17 protein-coding genes and 1 pseudogene are annotated in these 23834 nt (G+C 49.9%); 8 read left to right on the plus strand and 10 right to left on the minus strand.

Annotation, left to right across the window (positions count from 1 at the left end; genetic code table 11):
• Positions 1-43 precede the first annotated feature (43 nt).
• Both B157_RS36375 and B157_RS36380 read left to right on the plus strand, forming a co-directional pair.
• Positions 44-1201, plus strand: a pseudogene (locus B157_RS36375) (zinc-dependent alcohol dehydrogenase).
• Between the two features lie 75 nt (positions 1202-1276).
• Entirely contained in the window at positions 1277-2002 is a 726-nt protein-coding gene (locus B157_RS36380) for an SDR family NAD(P)-dependent oxidoreductase (protein WP_020607213.1), read from the plus strand.
• A gap of 55 nt (positions 2003-2057) precedes the next feature.
• On the opposite strand, the gene mraY is transcribed toward B157_RS36380, so the two are convergent.
• The 6 genes from mraY to B157_RS0131155 all read right to left on the minus strand — a co-directional run bounded on the left by mraY (position 2058) and on the right by B157_RS0131155 (position 10026).
• Positions 2058-3266 (minus strand): phospho-N-acetylmuramoyl-pentapeptide-transferase, encoded by a 1209-nt coding sequence (mraY, locus tag B157_RS0131130; RefSeq protein WP_020607214.1) that lies wholly within the window; start codon positions 3264-3266, stop codon positions 2058-2060.
• 99 nt (positions 3267-3365) lie between these two features.
• Positions 3366-4844, minus strand: a complete 1479-nt coding sequence (locus B157_RS0131135) for a UDP-N-acetylmuramoyl-L-alanyl-D-glutamate--2,6-diaminopimelate ligase (RefSeq protein ID WP_020607215.1) — start codon at positions 4842-4844, stop codon at positions 3366-3368.
• An 83-nt stretch (positions 4845-4927) separates the two neighbouring features.
• Positions 4928-7063, minus strand: a complete 2136-nt coding sequence (locus B157_RS0131140; protein WP_020607216.1) for a penicillin-binding protein — start codon at positions 7061-7063, stop codon at positions 4928-4930.
• The gene (locus tag B157_RS0131145; RefSeq protein WP_020607217.1) at positions 7050-7466 is read right to left on the minus strand and encodes an FtsL-like putative cell division protein; all 417 of its coding nucleotides are present in this window, start codon (positions 7464-7466) and stop codon (positions 7050-7052) included. The genes B157_RS0131140 and B157_RS0131145 overlap by 14 nt, the downstream gene beginning before the upstream one ends.
• An 87-nt stretch (positions 7467-7553) precedes the next feature.
• Positions 7554-9062 (minus strand): M20/M25/M40 family metallo-hydrolase, encoded by a 1509-nt coding sequence (locus B157_RS0131150; protein WP_026309086.1) that lies wholly within the window; start codon positions 9060-9062, stop codon positions 7554-7556.
• Positions 9063-9327: 265 nt separating this feature from the next.
• Positions 9328-10026, minus strand: coding sequence for a DUF3431 domain-containing protein (locus tag B157_RS0131155; protein WP_020607219.1), 699 nt, complete (start codon positions 10024-10026; stop codon positions 9328-9330).
• 132 nt (positions 10027-10158) lie between these two features.
• On the opposite strand from B157_RS0131155, the gene B157_RS0131160 reads away from it, so the two are divergent.
• The 5 genes from B157_RS0131160 (at position 10159) to B157_RS0131180 (ending at position 16450) form a co-directional block, all read left to right on the plus strand.
• The gene (locus tag B157_RS0131160) at positions 10159-12291 is read left to right on the plus strand and encodes a S9 family peptidase (RefSeq protein WP_020607220.1); all 2133 of its coding nucleotides are present in this window, start codon (positions 10159-10161) and stop codon (positions 12289-12291) included.
• 155 nt (positions 12292-12446) lie between these two features.
• Entirely contained in the window at positions 12447-13439 is a 993-nt protein-coding gene (locus B157_RS0131165) for an aspartate-semialdehyde dehydrogenase (protein ID WP_020607221.1), read from the plus strand.
• Positions 13440-13574: 135 nt separating this feature from the next.
• Positions 13575-14885 (plus strand): cryptochrome/photolyase family protein, encoded by a 1311-nt coding sequence (locus B157_RS0131170; RefSeq protein WP_020607222.1) that lies wholly within the window; start codon positions 13575-13577, stop codon positions 14883-14885.
• 167 nt (positions 14886-15052) lie between these two features.
• Positions 15053-15508, plus strand: coding sequence for a DsrE family protein (locus B157_RS0131175; RefSeq protein ID WP_026309087.1), 456 nt, complete (start codon positions 15053-15055; stop codon positions 15506-15508).
• 12 nt (positions 15509-15520) lie between these two features.
• Complete coding sequence (locus B157_RS0131180) at positions 15521-16450, plus strand: molybdate ABC transporter substrate-binding protein (protein WP_020607224.1); 930 nt, start codon at positions 15521-15523, stop codon at positions 16448-16450.
• 105 nt (positions 16451-16555) lie between these two features.
• Here B157_RS0131180 and B157_RS0131185 read toward each other — a convergent pair whose 3' ends face one another.
• From B157_RS0131185 to recQ, 4 genes are all read right to left on the minus strand, one after another.
• Entirely contained in the window at positions 16556-17785 is a 1230-nt protein-coding gene (locus tag B157_RS0131185) for a lytic transglycosylase domain-containing protein (protein ID WP_020607225.1), read from the minus strand.
• A 57-nt stretch (positions 17786-17842) separates the two neighbouring features.
• Positions 17843-19081 (minus strand): lytic transglycosylase domain-containing protein, encoded by a 1239-nt coding sequence (locus tag B157_RS0131190; RefSeq protein ID WP_020607226.1) that lies wholly within the window; start codon positions 19079-19081, stop codon positions 17843-17845.
• 235 nt (positions 19082-19316) lie between these two features.
• Complete coding sequence (locus tag B157_RS0131195) at positions 19317-20381, minus strand: lytic transglycosylase domain-containing protein (protein WP_020607227.1); 1065 nt, start codon at positions 20379-20381, stop codon at positions 19317-19319.
• Between the two features lie 183 nt (positions 20382-20564).
• Positions 20565-22691 carry a DNA helicase RecQ gene (recQ, locus tag B157_RS0131200; RefSeq protein ID WP_020607228.1) on the minus strand — a complete coding sequence of 709 codons (2127 nt, stop codon included), beginning with the start codon at positions 22689-22691 and terminating at the stop codon, positions 20565-20567.
• A gap of 214 nt (positions 22692-22905) precedes the next feature.
• On the opposite strand from recQ, the gene B157_RS0131205 reads away from it, so the two are divergent.
• A complete protein-coding gene (locus B157_RS0131205; RefSeq protein WP_020607229.1) occupies positions 22906-23520 on the plus strand; it encodes a hypothetical protein in 615 nt (204 codons plus the stop codon).
• Positions 23521-23834: the final 314 nt, after the last annotated feature.

The raw sequence follows: 23834 nt of genomic DNA on the forward strand, positions 1-23834 counted from the left end.
AGTTCGGCCTGTTGGCTGATGTAAAAACCAACTCAACCTATTTATGAAAGCAGCCGTTTTTCACAAAGTGGGTGACATTCGTTACGAAGCAACGGATGATCCCACAATTGAATAGTCAAGAGATGTTATTTTACGCGTTACGTCAACGGCAATATGTGGATCCGATCTGCATATCTACGACGGGTTTCTGGCCCAGTTTCAGAATGAGGTGCTGGGCCACGAGTTTATGGGTATTGTGGAAGAGGTCGGTTCGGAGGTAACCAATTTAAAGAAAGGAGATCGGGTAGTGGTACCCTTTACCATTGCCTGCGGGCATTGCTTCTTCTGCGAACATAATCTTCAAATGCATTGCGAAAACTCGAACCCGGAGTATTACGGCCCTGATGGTGGCTTGCTGACAGAAAAGGGTGGAGGCCTGTTCGGCTATTCTGATCTGTACGGTGGTTACAATGGTGGACAGGCGGAGTACGTCCGGGTTCCGTATGCCGATTATAGTTTGCGCCACGTTCCCGAAACCCTCAAAGATGAGCAGGTCCTGTTTTTGACCGATATTTTTCCGACGGGCTGGAGTGCCATTGAATGGGGCGAATTGCGGGGTGGTGAAACGGTGGCCATTTTCGGTTCCGGACCCGTGGGGCTGATGGCGCAGAAATCAGCCTGGCTACAGGGGGCCGGACGGGTGATTGCTATCGATCCGCTGCCCTATCGACTCGAACGGGCCCGGCGGGTCAATAACGTAGAAACGATAAATCCACATGATGTTGACGTAGTCGAAGCCATCCGTAATATGACCGACGGGCGGGGGGCTGACCTTTGCGTTGATGCGGTTGGTATGGAAGCCGAACGGTCGATACTGGATAAGGCGAAAGCCGTTATCAACCTGGAGAAAGGGACAACCAAGGTGCTGGAACTGTGCTTTCAGGCGGTTCGGCGCGGAGGGATCGTATCGGTAGTTGGCGTATACGGATCGCCATCCGATAACTTTCCAATCGGTCGGATGTTCGACAAGGGTGTAACCATGCGCATGGGCCAGTCACAGGTTCATAAAAACATCGACTATCTGCTCAATCTGGTCGTGCAGGGCAAGGTTGTGCTTGACGATATTGTGTCGCATGTGCTGCCGCTATCTGCTATTATCCGGGGTTATGAGATGTTTAAGAAAAAGGAGGACGATTGTACTAAAGTGATTTTAAAACCCTGACCAAAGGGGGCGTATAGTTTTGGACACTCTTAGCGCGGTCAATCAATTCCGTGGAACGAAAATAATCACTCAACAATGGAAGAACGTAAAAATGGAAAAACCGCTCTCATTACCGACCTGACAAAATTATACCTGAACGACATGGTAAGTCGTAATGAGGGTAAAATTCTCATGCTTGGTTCCGAAGTGTCGGTGATTCCGAACCCAATGATGGCGGTGTATGGTGCCACGAAGGCGTTCATCAAATCCTTCTCCGAAGCGATTCGAAATGAGATTAAGGATAAGAACGTAACCATTACGGTGCTGATGCCAGGCGCAACCAATACCAATTTCTTCAAAGTCGTCGGTGCCGGGAACGTAAAAGGAGCCGACCCACAAAAAACAGCAAGTCCGGCAGATGTGGCCAAAGAAGGATACGAAGCACTTATGCAGGGGAAGGACCACGTAGTAGCGGGTTGGATGAACAAAGCCCGCGTTGCTATTGCCCACGTATTGCCTGACCCGTTGCTGGCTGCCAACGTACGCAAGGATATGACACCCAAACAGTCCGAAGAGGATCAGAAGAATGTGATAACGATTGCCGTGCTAACGGGCGCCCTGGTACTTGGTGGTCTCTGGCTGTTCTTAAAAAACCGTAATGGTTTCGATCTAAAGCCGGGCAGCGCATACGACCGCGCCCGTTACTGGCATAAGGCAAAAGATGCTGAGAGATCAGCAAAGAAAACGCTCGAAACGGTTAGCAATGCCGTGAAGGATACCTACAAAAAAGCAAGAACAGCCGTAGAAGAGGAACTAGCGTAATCTGTATTTCACCCCAAGAGGGCAGTTAGTCTTAACTGTCTTCTTGGGGTGAGTATTACCGTAGCTTTAGTGTTGCCAGAGCCAGCACCGCCAAAATGATACCGACAATCCATAGGCGGGTCACGATTTTGGCTTCGTGGTAACCCAATTTCTGGAAGTGGTGGTGTAAGGGAGACATGAGGAAGATTCGCCTGCCCTCCCCGTATTTTCGTTTTGTATACTTAAAATAGCTTACCTGTGTTATAACGGATACCAGTTCGGCCAGAAAAATGCCGCAAATAACGGGTATCATTAATTCCTTGCGGATTGCCAGGAATAAAACGGCAATAACGCCACCCAGCATCAGACTTCCCGTGTCGCCCATAAATACCTGGGCCGGATACGAATTGTACCACAAAAAACCGACGCAGGCTCCGACGAAAGCCGCACAGAAAATTACCAGTTCGCCCGCATTCGGTATGTACATGATGTTGAGGTACTGCGAGAAAACTTTATTTCCTGACAGATAGGCCAGTACGCCAATGGTCAACCCAATAATAACGGATGTACCAGCAGCCAGTCCGTCAATACCATCGGTAATGTTTGCTCCGTTGGAAACTGCCGTGATAATGAAAATGCAGACTGCCACATAAACCACCCATGTATAGTTGTCAGGCAGAAACCCGAATAACAGCGAGCTATAATCGAATTCGTTGTTTTTTATGAATGGCACCGTCGTTAGCGTGGATTTTATATCCTGATACACATCGGGAACGGTTGACGTACTAAACATCCGGGGGGCGTATTTCCGAATTTTGACGGACTCATTGAAATACAAAGTCAAGCCCACAATCAGGCCCAGCCCAACTTGTCCCACTACTTTAAACTTACCTTGTAACCCTTCTTTATTCTTCTTGAAAACCTTAATGTAATCGTCCAGAAAACCAATCAAACCCGTCCAGATGGTTGATACAATGGCGAGAATGACATACACATTGGAGAGTTTTGCGAAGAGTAAAGCCGGAATCAGCAATGAGGCCAGGATAATGAAACCGCCCATAGTGGGCGTTCCGCGCTTCTGCATCTGTCCTTCCAGCCCCAGGTCGCGGATGGACTCGCCAATTTGCAGGTTACGAAGTTTATCAATGATGCGCCGGCCAAATATGGCTGCTACCAGCAAAGAAGTGATAACGGCACCCAGGGCCCGAAACGAAATGTATTGAAAAACCCCGGCTCCGGGAAAGTTGTATTGTTCGTCGAGAAACTGAAATAGGTAATAGAGCATAGGTTATTAATGAGTAAATGCGTGAATGAGTGAATAAATCCATGAAAATTATTCGCGCATTCATTCATGCGTCCATTCACAATTATACATGGGCCAAAGTTATTGATTTCCGCGTTCTGCGAAAGAATCCCGTAACACAAGCCGGTCATCGAACGCGTATTTTACCCCGCTGATTTCCTGATAGGTTTCGTGTCCTTTACCAGCCACCAGAATAATGTCGTGCGGATGGGCCAACGAAACGGCCTGCCGGATGGCTTCATACCGGTCTTCGATGGTAACGGTTTTTTTGACATCGACGGGTGGAACGCCGGCCTGCATCTGTTCCAGAATAGCCATTGGGTTTTCGTTACGTGGATTGTCGGAGGTTAGAATGACGCGGTTGCTGTAGCGACAGGCTATTTCAGCCATAATGGGCCGTTTGGCTGCATCGCGATTCCCCCCGCACCCTACAATCGTGATGATTTGCGGCAGGCGGCCCTGATCGTTATCCTGCCGTAACTCGTTGATTGTTTCGAGCACATTTTGCAGCGCGTCAGGCGTATGAGCATAGTCCACAATCCCCACAATTTTATCGGATGATATAATTTGCTCAAAGCGGCCTTGTGGGGGAGAAATGCCCGAAAGCAACGTTAACACGTCGGTTGGATCTTCGCCAAGCAAAAGGGCGGCACCGTATGCGCTCAGCAAGTTATACCCATTGAAACGACCAATCAATTTAAACCACACTTCCCGGTCATCTACCAGCATCTGCAAGCCGAATAAACTATCGGCCAGGACTTTCCCTTTGAAGCTGGCCAGCGTCTGGAGTGAATAGGTTTCCTTGCGGGCATTTGTGTTCTGGAGCATAACCAGTCCCCGTTTATCGTCTACGTTGGTTAGCGCGAAAGCGGTATTGGGGAGTTGATCGAAGAAGCTTTTTTTTGCCCCGATGTAATTATCGAACGTACCGTGAAAATCAAGATGATCGTGGGTGATGTTCGTGAAAATACCTCCGGTAAACGTTAAGCCCGCAACCCGTTCCTGCACCATGGCATGGGAACTAACTTCCATAAACACGTGCGTACAGCCATGCGCCAGCATTTGGGTTAGTAGTTGATTGATGGTAATAGAGTCGGGTGTGGTATGCGTGGCAGGCAGAACTTTATCATCAATCTGGTTCTGAACCGTCGATAGCAACCCGCACCGGTAGCCCAGTGCCCGAAATAAACGAAAGAGCAACGTAGCAACGGATGTTTTGCCATTGGTGCCCGTAATGCCAATCAGCTTGAGTTTACGGGATGGGTGTTCGTAGAAATTATCAGCCAGTAGACCCATGCTTCGGGCAGCGTCCTGCACCCGTACATATGCCACACCGGGCAACATACTGGCTGGTAGTTCTTCGCAGAGGATGGCCGATGCGCCCTGGCTCACCGCCGTACTGATGAAGGTATGACCATCCGTAACGGTGCCACGCAGGGCAATGAACAAACAGCCGGGGCCAACCCGGCGCGAGTCCATTGTGATACTGGTTATCTCGGCATCCATGTTGCCGGAAGTAGCCAGCAGTGGAATTTTATAAAGAAGATTTTTGAGCAGCATACAGTTGGAACAAACTACCCGTTCGTTTGTCATCTGCAAAAAAACGGGTAGAATAGCGGACTACCTAATTTTACGGCCTCTGTTTACCCCAACCGCAGCGTAATCAGCTTTCCCATTGTTTTAGCGATTTCGATTCCCGGATCTATGGATTGCTGCTTTACTTTACCCTTTCCTTCTACCTGCACCCGAAAGCCACGATTTTCGAGTAGAAACAGGGCGTCGCGCAGGCTGAGACCCCGCACATCGGGAACCTGGTCAGGCCGGGTTGGGCGCGACTTCCAGCGTCCATCGGGTGTTGCTTCAACCCATCCTTCAATAGCCGGTTCGCTTTTGATACTTAAGGTTGAACTAATAGTGTGCAGATCGTCGGCATAGCCCGCTACCATATTTGTTGTGGACTGTGGCTGTGCATTGCTGGCTTTCATCGGGGCGTGCATCCGAAAATCATACGCCACGATTCGGTCGGCTACTGCCTTGAATACGGGGGCCGATACGGCGCCGGCATACAGGCTGCCCCCGTTTTCTCCCTGATGAGGGTTATCCACAACGACAATCATGCTGTATTTGGGCTTATTGGCTGGGAAATACCCAATGAAGGACGTGTAATACCGACCGGGCTGGTAAAGACCATTAATTATTTTCTGGGCTGTACCCGTTTTTCCGGCAATCTCGTAATAAGGGTTGTCGATGTGTTTAGCCGTTCCGTGGGCTACCACACCTCTCAGTAGTTCGTGGGCTTTCCGAATGGTTTCTTTCGAGCAAAAAGGCGAGGGGGATACGTACGGTTTGTTTTCCTCAACCAGTTCGTCGGCCAGCTTGATTTGCTTCACCAGCAACGGGCGAACCCAATAGCCGTTATTCGCTACGGCATTGTAGAACGTGAGCATCTGTAAGGGCGTTAGCTGCATTTCGTAGCCATAGGACATGGAGGTAATGGATGCCCGGCTCCATCCTTTCATATCGGGATTACGGACAACGGGTATTGCTTCACCTTTCATGTGAATACCGGTGGGCTGGGTCAGATGAAACCGGCTCAAGTATTGACAATATAATTCAGGCCGTTTGTAGAAATAGCTGCGCATCAGTAAATGGGTGCCTATGTTCGAGGATTTCTCGAAGACCTCACGAGCGGTGAGTGAGCCTGAGCCGCCCCCGTTGGAATCGGTTATCCAAATGCCATTGTACCGAACAGCGTGGGTGCCTGTCTGAACCATCTGATTCAGGGAAATAGCTTTCTCTTCCATCAAAGCCATCATCGTAGCCAGTTTAAAAGTCGAGCCAGGGTCATTGCTTCCGGCCAGAGCATGATTGAAATTTTCCACGTAGTTTCCACTCTTGGTACGGGTGAGGTTAGCCATCGCCCGGATTTCGCCGGTTGCCACTTCCATCACGATAACGGAGCCTTTGGCCGCCTTGTACTTCTCCAGTGTTTCGTGCAGGGCCGATTCGGCTATATCCTGATAGTTGACATCAATCGTTGTGTACAGGTCCATGCCTGGTTCGGGCTTCATATCAGGGCCGTCATTAACAGGTTTACGAACGCCCCCCGCCAGAACTTCTACCAGGCCAACCGCGTTTCTACCCGCCAGCTCGGGCTGGAAAGAGGCTTCCAGGCCAATCAGACCACGTCCTGTCTTGGCATCGAGATTACCGATGGTGCGTTCGGCCATTCGATTGAACGGGTGATAGCGCTCGTAGTAGGCGCGCAGTACCCCGCCCCGGGCATTTATCTTCGGTGTTGACCGAAAGAACGGGGCTTTGAGTAAAATCTTTCGCTCCTGAAACGTGATTCGCCGGTGGTTTAGCAAAACGTAGCGTCGTTTGTGATTGCGGGCATCCCTGATAACACCAGCGTAATCCCGGGCGGAACGGTCCCGGTAAATCCGGGCGAGCGTTTGGGCGAGAGAGTCTACCTTATCTTTGAAGTAAGCCGGTTTGGCCACGGTGGGGTCAATGCCCACTACGTAGGTCGGCAACGATGTAGCCAGCAACCGTCCGTCATTGGCGTAGATATTTCCCCGCATGGCCCGAATCGTATCCCGCTGAATGAGGGTAGCCGCGACGCGTTCCCGCCAGAATTTACCCTTTACATCCTTATGGAAATATTGTAGATAAACGAGCCGGATCATCACGCTGACAGCAAGGATAATTACCAGATAGAATATGTGGTCGGCCCGCTGAATAATGTCCTGCTTGATATTATTATTATTGCTCTTCATGGGACTTGACAACAATTTTATAGGGTGGGGTCTGGCTATCAGAAAGGCCCAACGGGGCTACGCGTCGGCTAATCTCGGATTGCTTGCCGCTTTTATCGAAATCTGCCTGTAATACAGTGGCCTGCGAACGAAGTTCGCTAACCTGCGCTTTGGTGCGCAGAATGCGCCGAAACAACCGCTCTGCGTTATGATTCAGGCCAATGTACAGGATGAGCAGGAAGGTGACCCATAAAATACGGTCGATGTGATGAATAGGCCAGGCGTTATCTTCACCAAAAAGCCGATCGAGCGGAATAAGGTCGTTGAGCCACGCAGCCAGGCGTAATCGCCGGCGTTCTCTCTTTCGTTTAATAACCCGTTCTGGAACGACCCGCTCTGGTTTCCGAAATGTATTTTTAGCCATTGTTGGGGCAGGATGTGATAGGATTACAAAGTAACAAAAACATCCTTTTGCCCGGCGGTTGTTAAAGTAAAACTTTAACAAAAAAAATTACTCTTTCCACCGCCACTCATTGGCAATCTGCAAAGGTGTACGGAGTCCCTGTGTTACCAGATAATCGCGGGTCTGGGTATCGGTTTGCCGTTTGGCCGGAATAGCATCAGCACTGGCGAGGGCGTAGAGTAGCATGGTAGAGTACCGAACGGTGTTTTTTAGCTGCTCGGCATTGACGAGGTTTATCCGGTCACAATTGGCGTGGTAGCAATCGAGTACTTCTTTATCAAGGTGACCGTTCATGCCCACTACGGGCACCCCCTGTAGCATAAAGGGTTGATGGTCGGAGTGCAATCCAGCCTGATTGCGCATTTCGTTGGCAAAGGCTGGTTCAACGGCCTTCATCGTTTCGCCAACGGCGTTCAGAAACGGCAGCATATCGGAATGCCCAAAAGCATTCAAACCCGTTGGGTCATTGGTCATGTCCAGGTTCAGCATGTACTTTACCTGGTCAATCTGCCCGGTCTTTTTTAATTTGTCGACCAGTGCCTTAGAGCCTAACAGGCCCTGCTCTTCGCCCATGAAAAGAACGAATTCAACCGTGCGCTTTGGTTTCAGTTTCAAGGCTTTAAACGTGCGGGCAATATCCATGACGGCAAAGGAACCGATGCCGTTGTCAATAGCTCCGGTTGCTAAATCCCAGGAGTCTAGATGGCCGCCGACAATAATTTTTTCGTTGGGATAGGTAGAGCCTTTGAGGGTGGCTATCACATTACGGGCGCGTATTTTACGGCTCGTATTGGTCATATCAATCATGGCCTGTAACCGGCCATGTTCTTCCTGCATCCACGACCGGAGAGCCTCACCACTTTCGAGGGAAATACAAACGGAGGGAATAGGAATAAGTTGACCCGTTACCGAAGCCGTTCCGGTGAGTAGCACATTGCCTGGGACCAGATTGACCATAATCACGCCCGAAGCACCGTATTGGATAGCCAGGGCCGTTTTCTCGGAGCGGTGCAGATTACGGGCACCTTTCGTAGGAGCTGCCAAACCAATATTGACCAGGGCTACTTTCCCTTTTATCTTATCCCGAAGGGCTGCAAAATCTCCTTCCAGCCCATTGCCAATATCCAGAATTTCGCCCCGAATGTGGGCTTCTGTTGGCGAGTGTGCCAGCGCTACTACCGGTACATCCCGGAAATTATCACTCTTTTCCGGTACGATTGATAACGTAACCGTATCCCGCATCCATGCTTCTACCTCAAACGGCTGGTAACGAACATCTTTAGAGCCATATCCATATGAGGATAATAAATCGAAGGCATACGTTTCGGCACGAGTCCCATTCGGACTACCTGTTAATCGATGGCCTACCTGATTTGAGGCTTCAGCCAGCGTTTCGTACGCACGGCTATGTTCGCTTACTTCCTTGTCGATACGGATAAAAACCTTCCGAAAAGAGTCTTTTTCGGGGTAATAGCCAGTCAGCACGGTTAGCGTACCAGCGGTACCAATACAGAACAGAACGAGCCGTAATGGGGGCACGTAGAATCTCCGGGCCATGAATAAGTAATGGTAGATGTTATTGATTAAAGATACGAAAAAGCGTATTTGTTTTTGAATACCAGACAGTAAGACCGCATATTTCTCAAAAGGGTTCGCTTCGGCCACTCTTTTCCCCGGAATTGTGCCACTCCTTTTGAATGTAACAAACAGGGGTATAACATTAGTAGAGTACAACCTAATCCGTCGATACAAACAGGATTTATTTAACGGTAATAACTCAATTACGCTCTATCCGGTCAATTGGATTGAGTGGACCATTAAGTCACCTTGCCTGGTCATAAATAAGCGACCTGGTTTGCTGATGTTTCATTGGTTTCAGGTAAACCGTTTGTCGACCGGCGAGCCAGTCCGGGTCAATGCCGACGACGTTGAAAACCCGGTCCCAACTACGCTCGTAGCAATGGGCTGCGTCAGGGAATGCAATAGCTACTGCCAGTGCCCGTTCGTAAAATGAAACGGGCTGTCGTAAAATAACGCTACGCTGCACTGCAAATTGAGCCCCCAGCACAAACGTGTACTGATCAGGTCCATCCGCTCCGAAAAGGGCCAGGTGAAATCCGTTCAAGTCAAGCCCCCTGCCATCTTCGTTCTTGCTCCACGGCCGGAAAAGGCGATTTCCCTGTTTATCATCGGTATCGATCAAGTGACCGAGCCAGCGGAAACCCGTTGGGCTGATCGTGTCAGGATCAGTCACAAATTCGCGCAGAGTTTTCTTGAAATCATAGGCGTGGTCGAAGGGTTTTCCCTGGCAAAAGATGGTCCATTCGGCCAGCGAATCGTACCGGTCAATGATGTGGTGCAGATACGTATGTGCTTCGCGGCCTATATTGGGTAGGGGCGTGGTTTTATGAGCATGTTGTTCATCAACCCCTTTAGTGTAAACCGTAATTGCTAATCCGGCGGGCAGGTTTCCCAGCCAGTTCAGGTTTTCGGTATAGTGAGCAACGACGAGTTCAGGCATGATTTTAAGTACGAAACAAGGTAGCGTGAGGGCAAAGGTCGTAGAGTTCTATCGTTTTTTGCACTACCGATACGTGTAAATAAGGGTTACTTTTACAGAAATTTTTCGGAAAGAAACGAGCCGGACTTCATCATGAAACTGATTTGTTTAACGATACTCACAACGCTCACGCTCTACAGCATGACTCAGGCACAAACTCCATCAGCACCAAAAGCAGCTATCAAGGCTAAAGAACTCATCACCAACGGCAGCAAACGGATCGATAATTACTACTACCTCAACGAACGCGAGAACCCGGAGGTAATCAGCTACCTGAACGCCGAAAACGCGTACCTCGAACAGGTACTGGCTCCCGTCAAAGACCTGCAAACGAAATTGTTTGAGGAAATGAAAGGGCGTATCAAGCAGCAGGACGAGTCGGTTCCGTACAAAGAAGGAGGCTACTTTTATTACACTCGCTATGTTACCGGAGGTGAATATCCGCTGTACTGTCGCAAAAAAGGCTCGCTGCAAGGTGCCGAAGAAATCATGTTCGATGGGAACAAACTGGCGAAAGGACATAATTATTACCAGCTTGGCGGCTATGAAGTATCAGACAATGATGAGCTGGCCATTTTTGCGGAGGATACCGTTAGTCGGCGGTTGTACTCCCTGCGAGTGAAAAACCTGAAGACCGGCAAAATTTACCCCGAAATCATTCCCAATACCGAAGCGGGTAGTTTTGCCTGGGCAACGGATAATAAAACGCTCTTTTACGTCAAAAAAGACCCGCAAACCCTGTTGGGTTATCAGGTTTATCGGCACGTACTGGGTACCGACCCCAAAGCCGATGTACTGGTGTATGAAGAAAAAGACAATCAGTTTTACATGGGCCTTAGCCGGTCCAAATCAAAAAAATACATCGAAATCAGCTCCGATCATAACGGCGTATCGACCGAGTATCAACTGCTGGAAGCCAGTAAACCTACGAGTTCGTTCGTGACGTTCCTACCCCGTGAAAAGGGGCACGAATATGATATTGTCCATTACAAAGACAAGTTTTACGTCCGCACCAACTGGAAAGCCGAAAACTTCCGGCTCATGGAAGTGCCCGAAGGTAAAACCACCGACCGAACCGCCTGGAAAGAGGTCATTGCACACCGCCCCGATGTATATCTGGCTAATATGGACGTGTTCGTCAACCACCTGGTTCTGGGCGAACGCAAAGCGGGCCTGACGAATATTCGGGTTATCAACCAGAAGACGAAAGCCGATGAATACCTCAATTTTGGTGAACCAGCCTACGTGGCTGGTATTGCCTACAATCCTGATTTCAACACCAACATCCTGCGTTATAGTTATTCATCGCTCACCACGCCCAACTCCACCTTCGACTACAATATGGACACGAAGGAGAAAACGCTGAAAAAACAGCAGGACGTGCTGGGCGGCTTCGATAAAGATAATTACGTGTCGGAGCGGGTGTACGCTACTGCGCGTGATGGCGTGCAGGTACCCGTTTCACTGGTGTATCGAAAAGGTACGAAAAAAGATGGTGCGGCTCCGTTGCTGCAATACGCGTATGGCTCCTACGGCTACTCCATGGACCCCGGCTTCAGTTCAACCCGCCTGAGTCTGCTCGACCGGGGCTTTATCTTCGCCATCGCCCACATCCGGGGTGGTCAGGAAATGGGCCGCCGGTGGTATGAAGACGGGAAGATGCTAAAGAAGAAAAACACCTTCAATGACTTCGTTGACGTATCGGAATACCTGATTAAAAACAAGTATACGAGTGCCGACAAACTGTTCGCCATGGGCGGCAGTGCGGGTGGCCTGCTCATGGGCGCGGTTATTAATCAGGCTCCGCAACTATACCGGGGTGTGGTGGCGGCTGTACCCTTTGTGGATGTAGTAACGACCATGCTCGACGAAACGATTCCGCTCACTACCGGCGAATTTGAGGAGTGGGGGAACCCAAAAAACAAGGAGTATTACGATTACATGCTATCGTACTCGCCCTACGACAACGTGAAGCAACAAGCCTACCCGAATCTGCTGGTAACCACGGGCCTGCACGATTCGCAGGTACAGTATTGGGAACCTGCCAAGTGGGTAGCTAAACTCCGCGTCATGAAAACGAATACTAAGCCCGGCGAGGAAACGCAGTTGCTGCTGCACACCAACATGGAAGCGGGGCACGGTGGGGCTTCGGGTCGTTTTCAGGCCCTAAAGGAAATTGCCCTGGAATACGCGTTTATGCTGAATCTGATAGGGATGAGAGAGTAAAGGCGGACTTGCCCCGTCATCGGTCATTGGGGTGTTGGTCTGGTAGGCCGGTCCTGACTTTTTTAAAACATGCTGGCTGTACGTTAAACTTTTGGCGTAATTTTGCGCCGGTCCGCCGGAGCGGGCAATTTCTAAAACAATTGTGCGTAAAAATTATGAAAATTGCCGTTGTTGGGGCTACCGGCCTGGTCGGTAGTGAAATCCTGAAAGTGCTGGAAGAACGAAACTTCCCCGTGTCCGAACTCATCCCCGTTGCTTCCGAACGGTCGGTTGGTAAACAGGTTGCGTTCAAGGGTAAGTCGTACTCGGTCGTAAGCTTTGAGGATGCCATTGCTGCCAAACCAGCTATTGCGATTTTTTCGGCCGGGGGAGGTACCTCACTGGAACTGGCCCCTAAGTTCGCCGAAGCGGGCATCACAGTGGTCGATAACTCATCGGCCTGGCGGATGGACCCAACCAAAAAACTGGTTGTTCCTGAAATCAATGCCAACACGCTGACGCCCGAAGACAAGATCATTGCCAACCCCAACTGCTCGACCATTCAGATGGTCGTCGCTCTGAAACCCCTGCACGACAAATACAAGATCAAACGTGTGGTGGTGTCGACGTATCAGTCGGTTACGGGAACGGGTAAGGCCGCTGTCGACCAGCTTTTTGCCGAACGTGCCGGTAAAACTGATGTGCCAAAAGTGTATCCGCACCCCATCGATCTCAACGTGCTGCCTCACATCGATGTTTTCCTTGATAACGGTTATACGAAAGAGGAGATGAAGATGGTGAACGAAACGAAGAAGATAATGGGCGACGATTCGATTCAGGTAACGGCTACTACGGTCCGTATTCCCACCATCGGCGGCCATTCGGAAGCCGTTAACATCGAGTTTGAAAACGAGTTCGAGTTAACGGATATCGTTGATTTGCTGAGTAAAGCCGAAGGCGTCATTGTGCAGGACGACCCTGCCAATAAAATTTATCCGATGCCACTAACGGCTCATGGTAAAGACGAAGTTTTTGTAGGCCGTATCCGTCGCGACGAAAGCCAGCCAAAAACGCTGAACATGTGGATTGTGGCCGACAACCTCCGCAAAGGAGCGGCTACCAACGCCGTGCAAATTGCCGAATACTTAATGAAGCATAAGCTGGTATAAGCAGCGCCCACGTAGATTTTTTAGCGTGTAGTTAACTTATTGAGTTAGTTACACGCTTTTTTATTGGAAAATAGAGCATACCGTTTTGCTTAACATTTCCTGTTAATGGCTGGTTAGAAAAAAAATAGTATCTGTATGAAGGAACCCCTGTCACTTGTGTGGCTCCGTCGTGATTTACGACTGCACGATAATGCCGCTTTGTATTGTGCCCTTAAAAGTGGGCGGCCTGTACTGGCCGTTTTTATTTTCGACCGTACCATTCTCGATGACCTTGATGACCGTCTTGACCGGCGGGTTGAGTTTCTGGTGCAGGAAATAAGTCGTCTGCACGACGAACTGGCCAAAATGGGTTCCACCATTATCGTACGGTATGGCTATCCGGTGGAAGTTTGGAAAGAACTGATCGGGCAATATTCCGTCGGGGAAGTATTTGCCAATTACGACTACGAAGTGTACGCCAAAGAGCGCGATGAAGCCGTTGGCGATTTGTTGAAAGAATACGGTATTGGTTTTCAGTCCAGTAAAGACCAGACAATCTTTGACCGGGATGAAATCCTGACCGGCAAAAAAACGCCGTATACCGTTTTCACGCCGTACAGCCGCAAATGGCACGATAAGCTGGACTCGTTTTATCTTAAATCCTACCCGACAAACGACTATTTCGGCCAGCTCTGGCAAACGAAACCGACACCGGTTCCTACACTAAAGGACATGAGTTTTCAGCCGGTGGGAGAGCCGTTTCCGCCCCGTACGGTTCCTGATAAATTGCTTGATAACTATGCTAAAACCCGCGATTTTCCGGCGTTGCCGAAAAGTACGAGCGAGCTGAGTATGCACCTGCGTTTTGGTGCCATCAGCATTCGTGACTTGGCCCGACAGGCAAAAGAAGCCAAGGACAAAACGTTTCTGAACGAACTGTGCTGGCGGGACTTTTATTTTCAGGTGCTCGACCATTTTCCGCACGTAGAGAAAAACTCCTTCCGGCGGCAGTATGACGAGATTGCATGGCGAAATAATGAAGATGAATTCGACAAGTGGTGTCGGGGCGAAACGGGTTACCCTATTGTCGATGCGGGTATGCGTCAGCTCAATACAATAGGCTGGATGCACAACCGCGTTCGGATGATTACGGCTAGCTTCCTGTGCAAACACCTGCTAATCGACTGGCGGTGGGGCGAGGCTTACTTCGGCAAAAAACTTCGGGATTACGACCTGTCGGCCAATAATGGTGGCTGGCAGTGGGCAGCCGGGTCGGGCACTGATGCCGCCCCCTATTTCCGGGTCTTCAACCCTACTTTGCAAGCGAAAAAGTTTGACCCAGACGATAAGTACGTGCAGGAGTGGGTACCGGAACTGGGAAAGGCTAATTATCCCGAACCGATGGTTGAACACACGATGGCCCGACAACGGGCTATTGACACCTATAAAAAGGCCCTGGCAAAATAAAGCGTATGGCCTTTCGTATATCTGGTAGTCGATAAATTGACTCTATCAGCGTTTAAACCAATCGACTTACTGTTTGTTACCTTTCCAGACTCGTTTTACGGGAATTATTACCGTTAACCCGACCTCTCATGGCTGTACCCATCACGTTTACCTTGAAAACCAATTATATGAAACCACTGCAAACATTGCTCATGACCGTATTTATCGGTCTAACGCTGCCGGCCATGGCCCAGAAAATTGACCCTGCCAGCTTTCATGGAGCCAGCGCCACCAAAGCACACTATCGGGCTGCCTACCAACTTGATACCGACGAGGAAAATAAAATAAAGGGGACATTACGTAACATTCAGAACGCCCTTGACGACCCCCGGCTAAAGGGTAAACTGGAGCTGGAACTGGTAGTGCATGGGGCTGGTGTGGCCGCGTTTCGCAAGGAAAGCGGTAATGAAGAAATGCTGAAAAAGTTACAGGACCGGGGTGTAATACTGGCTATGTGCGAGAATACCATGCGTGAGCGTAAGATTACCAAAGAGGAACTGTTTCCTTTTCTGTCGTATGTGCCCAGTGGTAATGGTGAGTTGATTATTCGGGGGCAGGAGGGATGGACCATCATTCACCCCTAAACTGACGCCGTTGTGAAATTGACTCTATGGCTTGTCGTTCTGCTCTTCCTGAACGTACCGCTGTTACTGGCTCAGTCGACCCGTAATCCGTACCCGTTCGACCCACCCTGGAATACGCCCCCACAGGCGGGTGTTGCCTTCACGGTGCCGCGCGTCGACAATGTGCCCGACCTCTATGGTGACATTGTCAATCCGCAACTGGTCGTTTTTATGGGTGGTAACCAGTTCATGGTGCTGGATGAGTTGCTGGTTGCTTTCAAAAAACAGTATCCTGCCTATACCCGTATTTTTGTCGAGACGTTGCCACCGGGGATTCTGGCCCAGCAAATGAAGACCGGTTCGATTAGCATCGGAAATCTGCGCATCGACCACCAGCCTGATGTGTATCTGGCGGGTAAAAAACGCGTGGAGGAAAACCGCGACCGACTCGTTGAGGTCATTACTTACGCCCGTAACAAGCTGGCCATCATGGTTCAAAAAGGAAATCCGAAGCAGATAAAGGGATTGAAGGATTTAAGTAAACCGGATGTGCGGGTGAGTATGCCTAATCCTGCCTGGGAAGGGATTGGGGGCCGAATTGAAGAGGCCTTTGTGAAAGCCGGGGGTGATGAGTTAAAGTCGGCTATTATGAACCGGAAGGTAGCCGATAAAAGCACGTTTCTAACGCAGATTCACCATCGACAGACACCCATGCGGATTTTATATAATGAATCCGATGCCGGGCCGGTTTGGTACACCGAGGCTTATTATCAGCAGATGCTGCATAACCCTGTCGAGCTAATTCATATTCCGGAGAAGGAGAATGTCTACGCTGATTATCAGGGAGGAGCACTAAAAAATGCCCCCCACGCGCAGGCTGCCGCCGACTTTATTGCTTTCTTAAAAAGCCCGACAGCCCAGTCGATTTACAAAAAGTATGGCTTCCTGCCACCACTTCCGTAACAGACTGATGAACGTATTGCTATATTTCCCCTGTAAGCATCAATTAATGCGGGAGCAGGTTTGCTTACAATAATGACGGTTTAAGGAACAGTGGCGTTAATTTGCTTACAGTTTCCACTGTACAATCCAACCAGGCTCAATCTTTTTCGGAGGTATCAGACCGGCCATGCCCGTACTTGGATTCATGGCGAGCAGTGTAAGTGAAATAGGTTTTTTGGTTTCGGCTGGAATTGCTTTGGTAGCCCGCAGAAACAGATTTCCCCGGGCATCTACATCATCCACCACAGCGTACAGGATATCGCCAATTTTTAGCGCATCTTCACCAATCTGCACATCTTCCGTTAGGGTAAACGCCCAGCTTTTACCCACTTTTAAGGGACCTGCTTTGACCAGTTTTGTGGCCACGTCACCCACATAAACCATTGGTTTGCGGGGCTTGCTTTTCAGCAATTCCGTCAACAGACTATCCACTACAACGGATTCTTTCCGTACAGGGTTGCCATAGAACGATTCAACCGGTATTCCCTCTGGTTCGGGTTCGTCTTCCTGAAGCCACCCCATCTGGCGGGCCTGTTCCCGTTCTTTCTCGTAGGCATTTCCGGCTGAAGCCAGCATAATACCCACCGAACCAATGCCGTAGGATGGGTTGGTAAATAGCTCTTTCATAGCCAGAATCCGGTAGAGGTAGTGACCCGTTTCTGTATTCATGGCCATTGTGTAATAATCTCGCTGACCTGATTTTGTGATTTTTCGCTGTATCATACCAACACCACCGTTATAAGCGGCCGCCACCAGCGTCCAGGAACCCAGCTTTCGGTACAGAAACTTCAGGTAGGTACAGGCCGCTTCGGTCGACTTTCGTAAATCCGTTCGCTCATCGTGCCCGGGTGTGATGGAAAGTCCCATATCCTGCGCCGTTTCATCCATAAACTGCCAATAGCCAACCGCGCCCGCCGACGATATAGCATTAGCATGCCAGTCGCTCTCAATGAGGGGTAAATACTTGAAATCGCTGGGAATGGAATGCTTTTGAAGAATAGGCTCAACAATAGCGAAATAAGGGGCTGAGCGATTTTTCAGGCTATTTATGTGCCGGGCGTAGCCCGCGTTACTGGCCAGGGCAAAAGCCAGTTTAGCCGAAACATCGCCCTGCTCAGTGGGTACGGTTTCTCCGCAAAAATGCAACCTGTTTAGTCCGGCCGATACGCGGGACTGGTAAGCTGCCTGGTGAAATGGCTTGTTTTTCCCGGAGGTTATTTTCTGGGCACTGGCTGAAACAAAAAGTAGCAGAAGAATCAGCGTTAGTGAGGATGTGCTCGTTGGAGATAAAGTCAAAACTAGGATTGATGGTCAGACGGTTGGACAACGAACCGGTCTCATGGTTTAGTTCGGTCATAAGGCTTTCCAGGTCAGAATCCACCCTTCTTTCACCTGATTAACATCGGGTAGTTTAATACCAATACGCCCGGTAGAAGCATCAATAGCCGATAATGACAGGTTGTATGTGTATTTCTCGCTGGTCGAATATAACTTGTCGGCACGCAGGTATACTTTGCCCGTTTTGGCGTCGATATCTTCCACAACGGCGTAAAGGATATCACCTTCTTCCACCTCTCTGCCATCGGCCATACCATTTCGGGTGAGGTGAAATACCCAGATTTTTCCGCGTTGCACATCACCCGCTGCCGTTAGCCGGGCCTTGATGCCCTCCCGAAAAACGTCAGCAGCATTGGGAAGCGGAATATCCTCTGGTCGTCCGGGTACCGGATTCAGTACCTCATCAGCCGTTGTGTTGACCGCTACCTGAGTTGCCTCATCCAGTATAACTTCTGGCAGTAACATTTGCCCCTCATCAGGTTCAGCATCCGGGTTAAGCGGCTCGCTCAGATACGCCATCATCTGTTCTGGAATAAGATGCTGGTAAGCACCAGAATTAGAGAAAAGTTCTTTAAACGCCAGAATTCGGTACAGGTACTTCCCTGTTTCGGCGTTCAGGTGCAAGTAATAGTAGTCGCGTTGCTGCTGTCGGCGAATATTAGAGAGCAATGCGCCAATACCGTTGTTGTAAGCCGCTGCAGCCAGGGTCCAGGAGCCTAGTTGCGTATGAAGCCACCGCAGATACCGACAGGCGGCATTGGTGGATTTAATCAAATTTTTTCGTTCGTCATTACCCGGCTCTATGGATAAGCCCAGTTCACGGGCAGTAGCGGGCATAAACTGCCAGTAGCCAACGGCTCCCTTTGGCGATACCGCCATACCTGTAAGGGCACTTTCGACCAGAGGCAGATACTTGAAATCCATCGGTATGTGGTGGCGGGCCAGAATAGGCTCAATGACAGGAAAAAACACTGCCGCCCGTTGCCGAATCAGGTACAGGGCCTGATTCTGAGTGGTATTTCTGACCAATGCTGTCACCAAACGGCGGGCTACTGCTTCTTCATGCAGGGGGACCGATTCACCACAGAAATAAACTGGCGGAAGCAGACGGGTCAGACCCGGCCCGACAGTAGGGATCGGTGCAACTTTAGGTATAAGTGGCCTGTCTGCCAAAGCAGGCAACAGATCGTTTGGTGCCGATATTACAGCCACAATTAATCCAGCCGTCAGTGAAAGTGAGGCTATTATATGCATGAATAAAGGAGTAAAACATCTATGGGTTCAAATTCTTAGACTTCCTTCGCAATGTCCGGTAACATGATAGGGTTACTATTATTTATTATGTGGTAGCTAGATAACGAGAACAGGCTACTCGGTGAGAGTAGCCTGTTCGGCGTATACGGAAAAAGCAGTAACGGTACCGGAATAACCCTACCGCCAGCATGACGTACGGTAGGAAAAGCGCTCTGGTTAGCTGGTTATGAGGAAATTAGAGCCAATCCCAGAAGTGAAGCGGTCGGATGCCCCGCCCTTTTTTCCAGGGCAATATTCGAGGTCTGCGAAAGCGAAGAACCATCAGGCCCATCATTAATTTTTTGATAGGCAGGTGCGTACCCTGTTGCTCCAAATCAGAAACAGGCGCATTGGGCGTCTTTTGGGTGGCAGTAGCATGAGCAATCAGTTGCTCCGAGTCCGACAGCGTTTTGGTTAGTGCCGTATTGGGTCTTGGTCCCCAGGTAGGAGCACTGTAGTCCTCGTCTATCAGTTCAACCGTTGGTGAATCCTTGATTTTTTTAGGCAAAGCCAGCGGTTTGTTCCAGGTAGGAAGTGGCTTGGTTAATTCGGCAATCGTTGAGCCACTGAGCAACAGTGCATACTGCCGGGGGTTAGATAGCAATTCCTTAAAGGCCAGAATTCGAAACAGGTAGTGGCTTGTTTCGCGGTGCAGCCGCAGCTTAAAGTAATTTCTCTGGCCCTGTTGCTGCATTTTATTCATAACGTGCGTGATGCCCCCGTTATAAGCAGCCGCTACCAGCGTCCAGGAACCTAACTCCCCATATAACTGGTGCAGGTGATGGCAAACCGCTACGGTTGATTTTTCCAAATCGAAACGCTCATCTACCTCGCCGTTTACGATAAGACCCAGATCGCGGGCTGTGCCGGGCATAATTTGCCAGTAGCCCGCAGCCCCTTTGTAGGATACACTCCGGCTGTCCAGCGCACTTTCTGCCAGGGGCATAAAGCGAAAGTCGCGGGGAATCTTATGTTTACGAAGAATAGGGTCGATTATCCGAAAGAACGCGGATGCCCGGGATCGAAGATCAATCAAAAATTCCTGCTCAGCACCGTACGTGCGCAGTGTTTGCACCCACCGGCGCGAAACCCGTGGCTCGTTAACCGGTACCTCTTCTCCACAAAAGTAAATGGGGAATATACGCTTTGTCGAATCAACGACTAATAGTTTAGGCGTATCCAGTTGGTTCTCATAAGTAGCAATTCGACTCGTATCTGCTTCGAAAGCAGGTGCTGCGGAGGCCGACGAAACAGCGGCCATAAGCAGGCATAGTTTAACTTCTTTTATCAAAATAACCTGTCTTTTTGTCTGGTATAAACATAGACAAACCCGCACTATCGTAACGGGTTTGTCCAAGTTTGATAAGACAAGTTAAGTAGATTAATTGGTATATACCAAATGAACTTCTAAAAATTATCCAACGGTGCCGGGTGAAATAGGATTTTATGTTTGTAAAAGCCCCATTACCAGGGTCAGTTTGCCATAATCGTATTTACCCTCGAAATAGTCGAATAGGGGCTTTAAACGACCTTCTTCAAGCCCTGCAACAGCTATGGCCTGCTCAATTTCCTGCCGTTCGGCAGGGGGGATGAGAGAGGATAAATCTATGTTGTAGCCTGACCTGGAAAGCTGTACTAAATGGCTCGCTACGGAGCCGGTAGTGAGCTGTCGTTCGGTGGCAATCTCCTCCATGTTCATCCCGGTATTATACAAATCCAGGGTAATTAACTGCGTAGAGCCTTTGGGCTTCTCGCCCGACTGAACCCGCTCCCGAACGTAGTCCAGAATTACGTCCAGAAATTGCCTGCCAAATAGCTGAAGTTTGCGTTCGCCCACTCCGCTCACATTACGTAGGGCATCGGGGGTAGTGGGCCGCTGACGGGCCATGTCCTCCAGGGTTGTGTCGGTAAAGACAACGTAGGCGGGTACGTTCTGCTCGTCGGCCACCTGTTTGCGAAGTACCCGTAGCCGCTCGAACAAATCGTCGCGCTGGGTTTCGGTTTTGACCCTTTTTTTCTCGACTACTGGCTTGGGGGCATCGTCGGGCCGGACAAGGCTGATGGTCTTTCCGCCAAACAGCACTTGGTCGGCCAGAATACCCCGGCGCAGGGCGTAGTGCTGGTCGTAGGCAATTTCAATGACGCCAATATTAATTAGCTGGTGTAAGTAACTTCGCCAGTCCTCAAAGCGTAAATCCCGCCCGGCTCCGTAGGTTTTTACCTGGTCATAACCGCCCTGAATAACCTGCTGGCTGCGCGACCCCCGCAGGATGTCGATGAGTAAGTTCATCGGTACCCGCTCGCCCGTGCGTACAATGGCCGACAGGGCTTTCTGAGCCAGCACCGTACCATCGAATGTGATGCGGGGGTCACGGCAAACGTCGCAGTTGCCGCAGGGCTCGGGCAACTCTTCCGAGAAATAAGAAAGCAGAATCTGACGGCGACAAGTGTGCGCATCGGCGTACTGCTGCATCCGTTCCAGTTTGGCCAACTGAAGGCCGAGGTTAGCCGGACTGTTTTCGGCCAGCATCTCTTTATACGTAGCTACATCGGCGAAACTGTAAAACAAAACCGTTTGCGCGGCTGCTCCATCACGCCCCGCCCGCCCAATTTCCTGATAGAAACTCTCGATGTTTTTGGGCATATTATAATGAATCACCCACCGTACGTTGGATTTGTCAATACCCATCCCAAAGGCGATAGTAGCGCACATAATCCGGACATCATCGCGCAGGAAGGCTTCCTGCGTTTTAGCCCGGTCGGTGGGGTCCATCTTGGCGTGGTAGAAAGCCGCGCTAAACCCTTTCTCCTGTAATTTGGCCGCCAGCGACTCGGTCGATTTCCGGCTCAGACAGTAGATAATGCCCGACGTATCGGGTTTTTGCTGAAGCAGCCGAAGAATCTGCTGAATCCGGTTCTGACCCGGCAGCACCTGCAAACTCAGGTTTTTCCGGTTGAACGAGTCCAGAAAGATAGCCGGGTCAATCATGCCGAGCCGGGTGGCAATATCGTGTCGGGTAAGTTTATCGGCTGTGGCCGTCAGTGCAATGGTTGGTATGGCTGGAAACTGCTCTTTCAGGATGTGTAGTTGTGTGTATTCCGGCCGGAAATCGTGCCCCCATGAGGAAATACAGTGTGCTTCGTCAATGGCAAACAAAGAAATAGTGGTTCGCCTGAGGAAGTCCATGAAGGACTCCGTCAGGAGCTTTTCGGGCGAAACGTACAGTAGTTTAAGTTTTCCACTGAGGCAATCGTCCTCAATGTTACGCTGTTCGCGGCTGGTTTGGGTGCTGTTGTAAAAAGCCGCCTGAATACCGTTCATGTGGAGCGCATTGACCTGATCTTTCATCAGCGCAATCAGGGGTGATACCACCACCGTCAGGCCGGGCAGCATGAGGGCCGGTATCTGAAAGCACACCGATTTTCCCCCTCCCGTGGGCATGAGTACTACCGTATCGCGCCCACTCAGAATCGACTGGATAATGGCTTCCTGCATGGGCCGGAAGCGGTCGTAGCCATAGTAACGTTTAAGGTAGTCGGCGGGTGTCTGGGTCGATTGGGTACTAAGCATCAAGGTTGTTCGGAAGAATGTATGCGTCGATAAGAATAACGGCGGATGACACACGTTAAATGGCTGCCAGTGATGGCCGCTTCGCTACTTACCAGCATATCAAATTTAAGCAGAATTTAAGTCATTTTTGGTGACGAATGTGTGATTTTTTGCTCACCTTTCCGTCTCAAATTCCTAACAATTTAAATTAAGTTTCACCCCTAATCTAGTTACAATGAAAAAGCCCCTTTTAGTATGTTGCCTTGCCCTCAGCCTGTTCATGGCTGTTGATGGTGTTGCTCAGGAAACCAAACCATCGTCTGGCAAGGCTAAAAAAGAATTGAAAGTAGAGAATGCTTCGGCTAAAGCAGCCGCAAAAGCCGAAACGAAGGCGGCAAAGGACGCTACCAAAGCAACCAAAGCCGACGTGAAAGCCAGTGCCGATGCATCTACCGATGCCGCCAAAAAAGCAGCGATGAATGACCGGATGGCGGCTGCCCGTGCCGTAAAAGCGGCTAAGAAGGATGGGGCCAATGCCGCAGACAAAGGCGCAGCAACGACCAGTACCAAAATGGATAAGGCGACCAAAAAAGCGGATAAGATGGCCGATAATGCCGGGATGAAAGACGATAAGATGAGTAAGTCGGCAATGATGGAAAAAACGACCAAAGTGACAAAGGCATCAAAGCCTGTCATGAAGGAAGAAAAAGCCACGCCTGCTGATTATAAGGCCCCGGTTGACCGCTCGAAGAAGGGCCCCAACGGGGAAACTGTTATGACTGGCCCGCGTGGTGGCAAGTATTATATCAACAAAAACGGAAACAAGACGTACTTGAGTAGTGTAAACTGACTTGTTCTTTCCATGAATGAGCAGGGGAGCCTGGTGTTTAAATTAGGGTTCCCTGCTCGTTGTCGGCTTTTTCCTGTTGAAACATGAGTCATCCCGAATTTTAGGGGGTTGACAACAAGGGGCCTCCTTTCTTAGCTTTGAGCATCACCACAACGCCAAAGCCAGAAAGGAGGCCTTATTATGTGCCAAGCACAAGAACAAAATAACCATACCGCAGCAAAAAATGCAACCGCAAATGCAACCGCTGCCGACTTCATCACCCAAAAAGTCCGTCAGTATCTCCAACCCATTGAAAACCAACTGAATCAGTCGCT

Source organism: Spirosoma spitsbergense DSM 19989, assembly GCF_000374085.1.
Lineage (GTDB): Bacteria > Bacteroidota > Bacteroidia > Cytophagales > Spirosomataceae > Spirosoma > Spirosoma spitsbergense.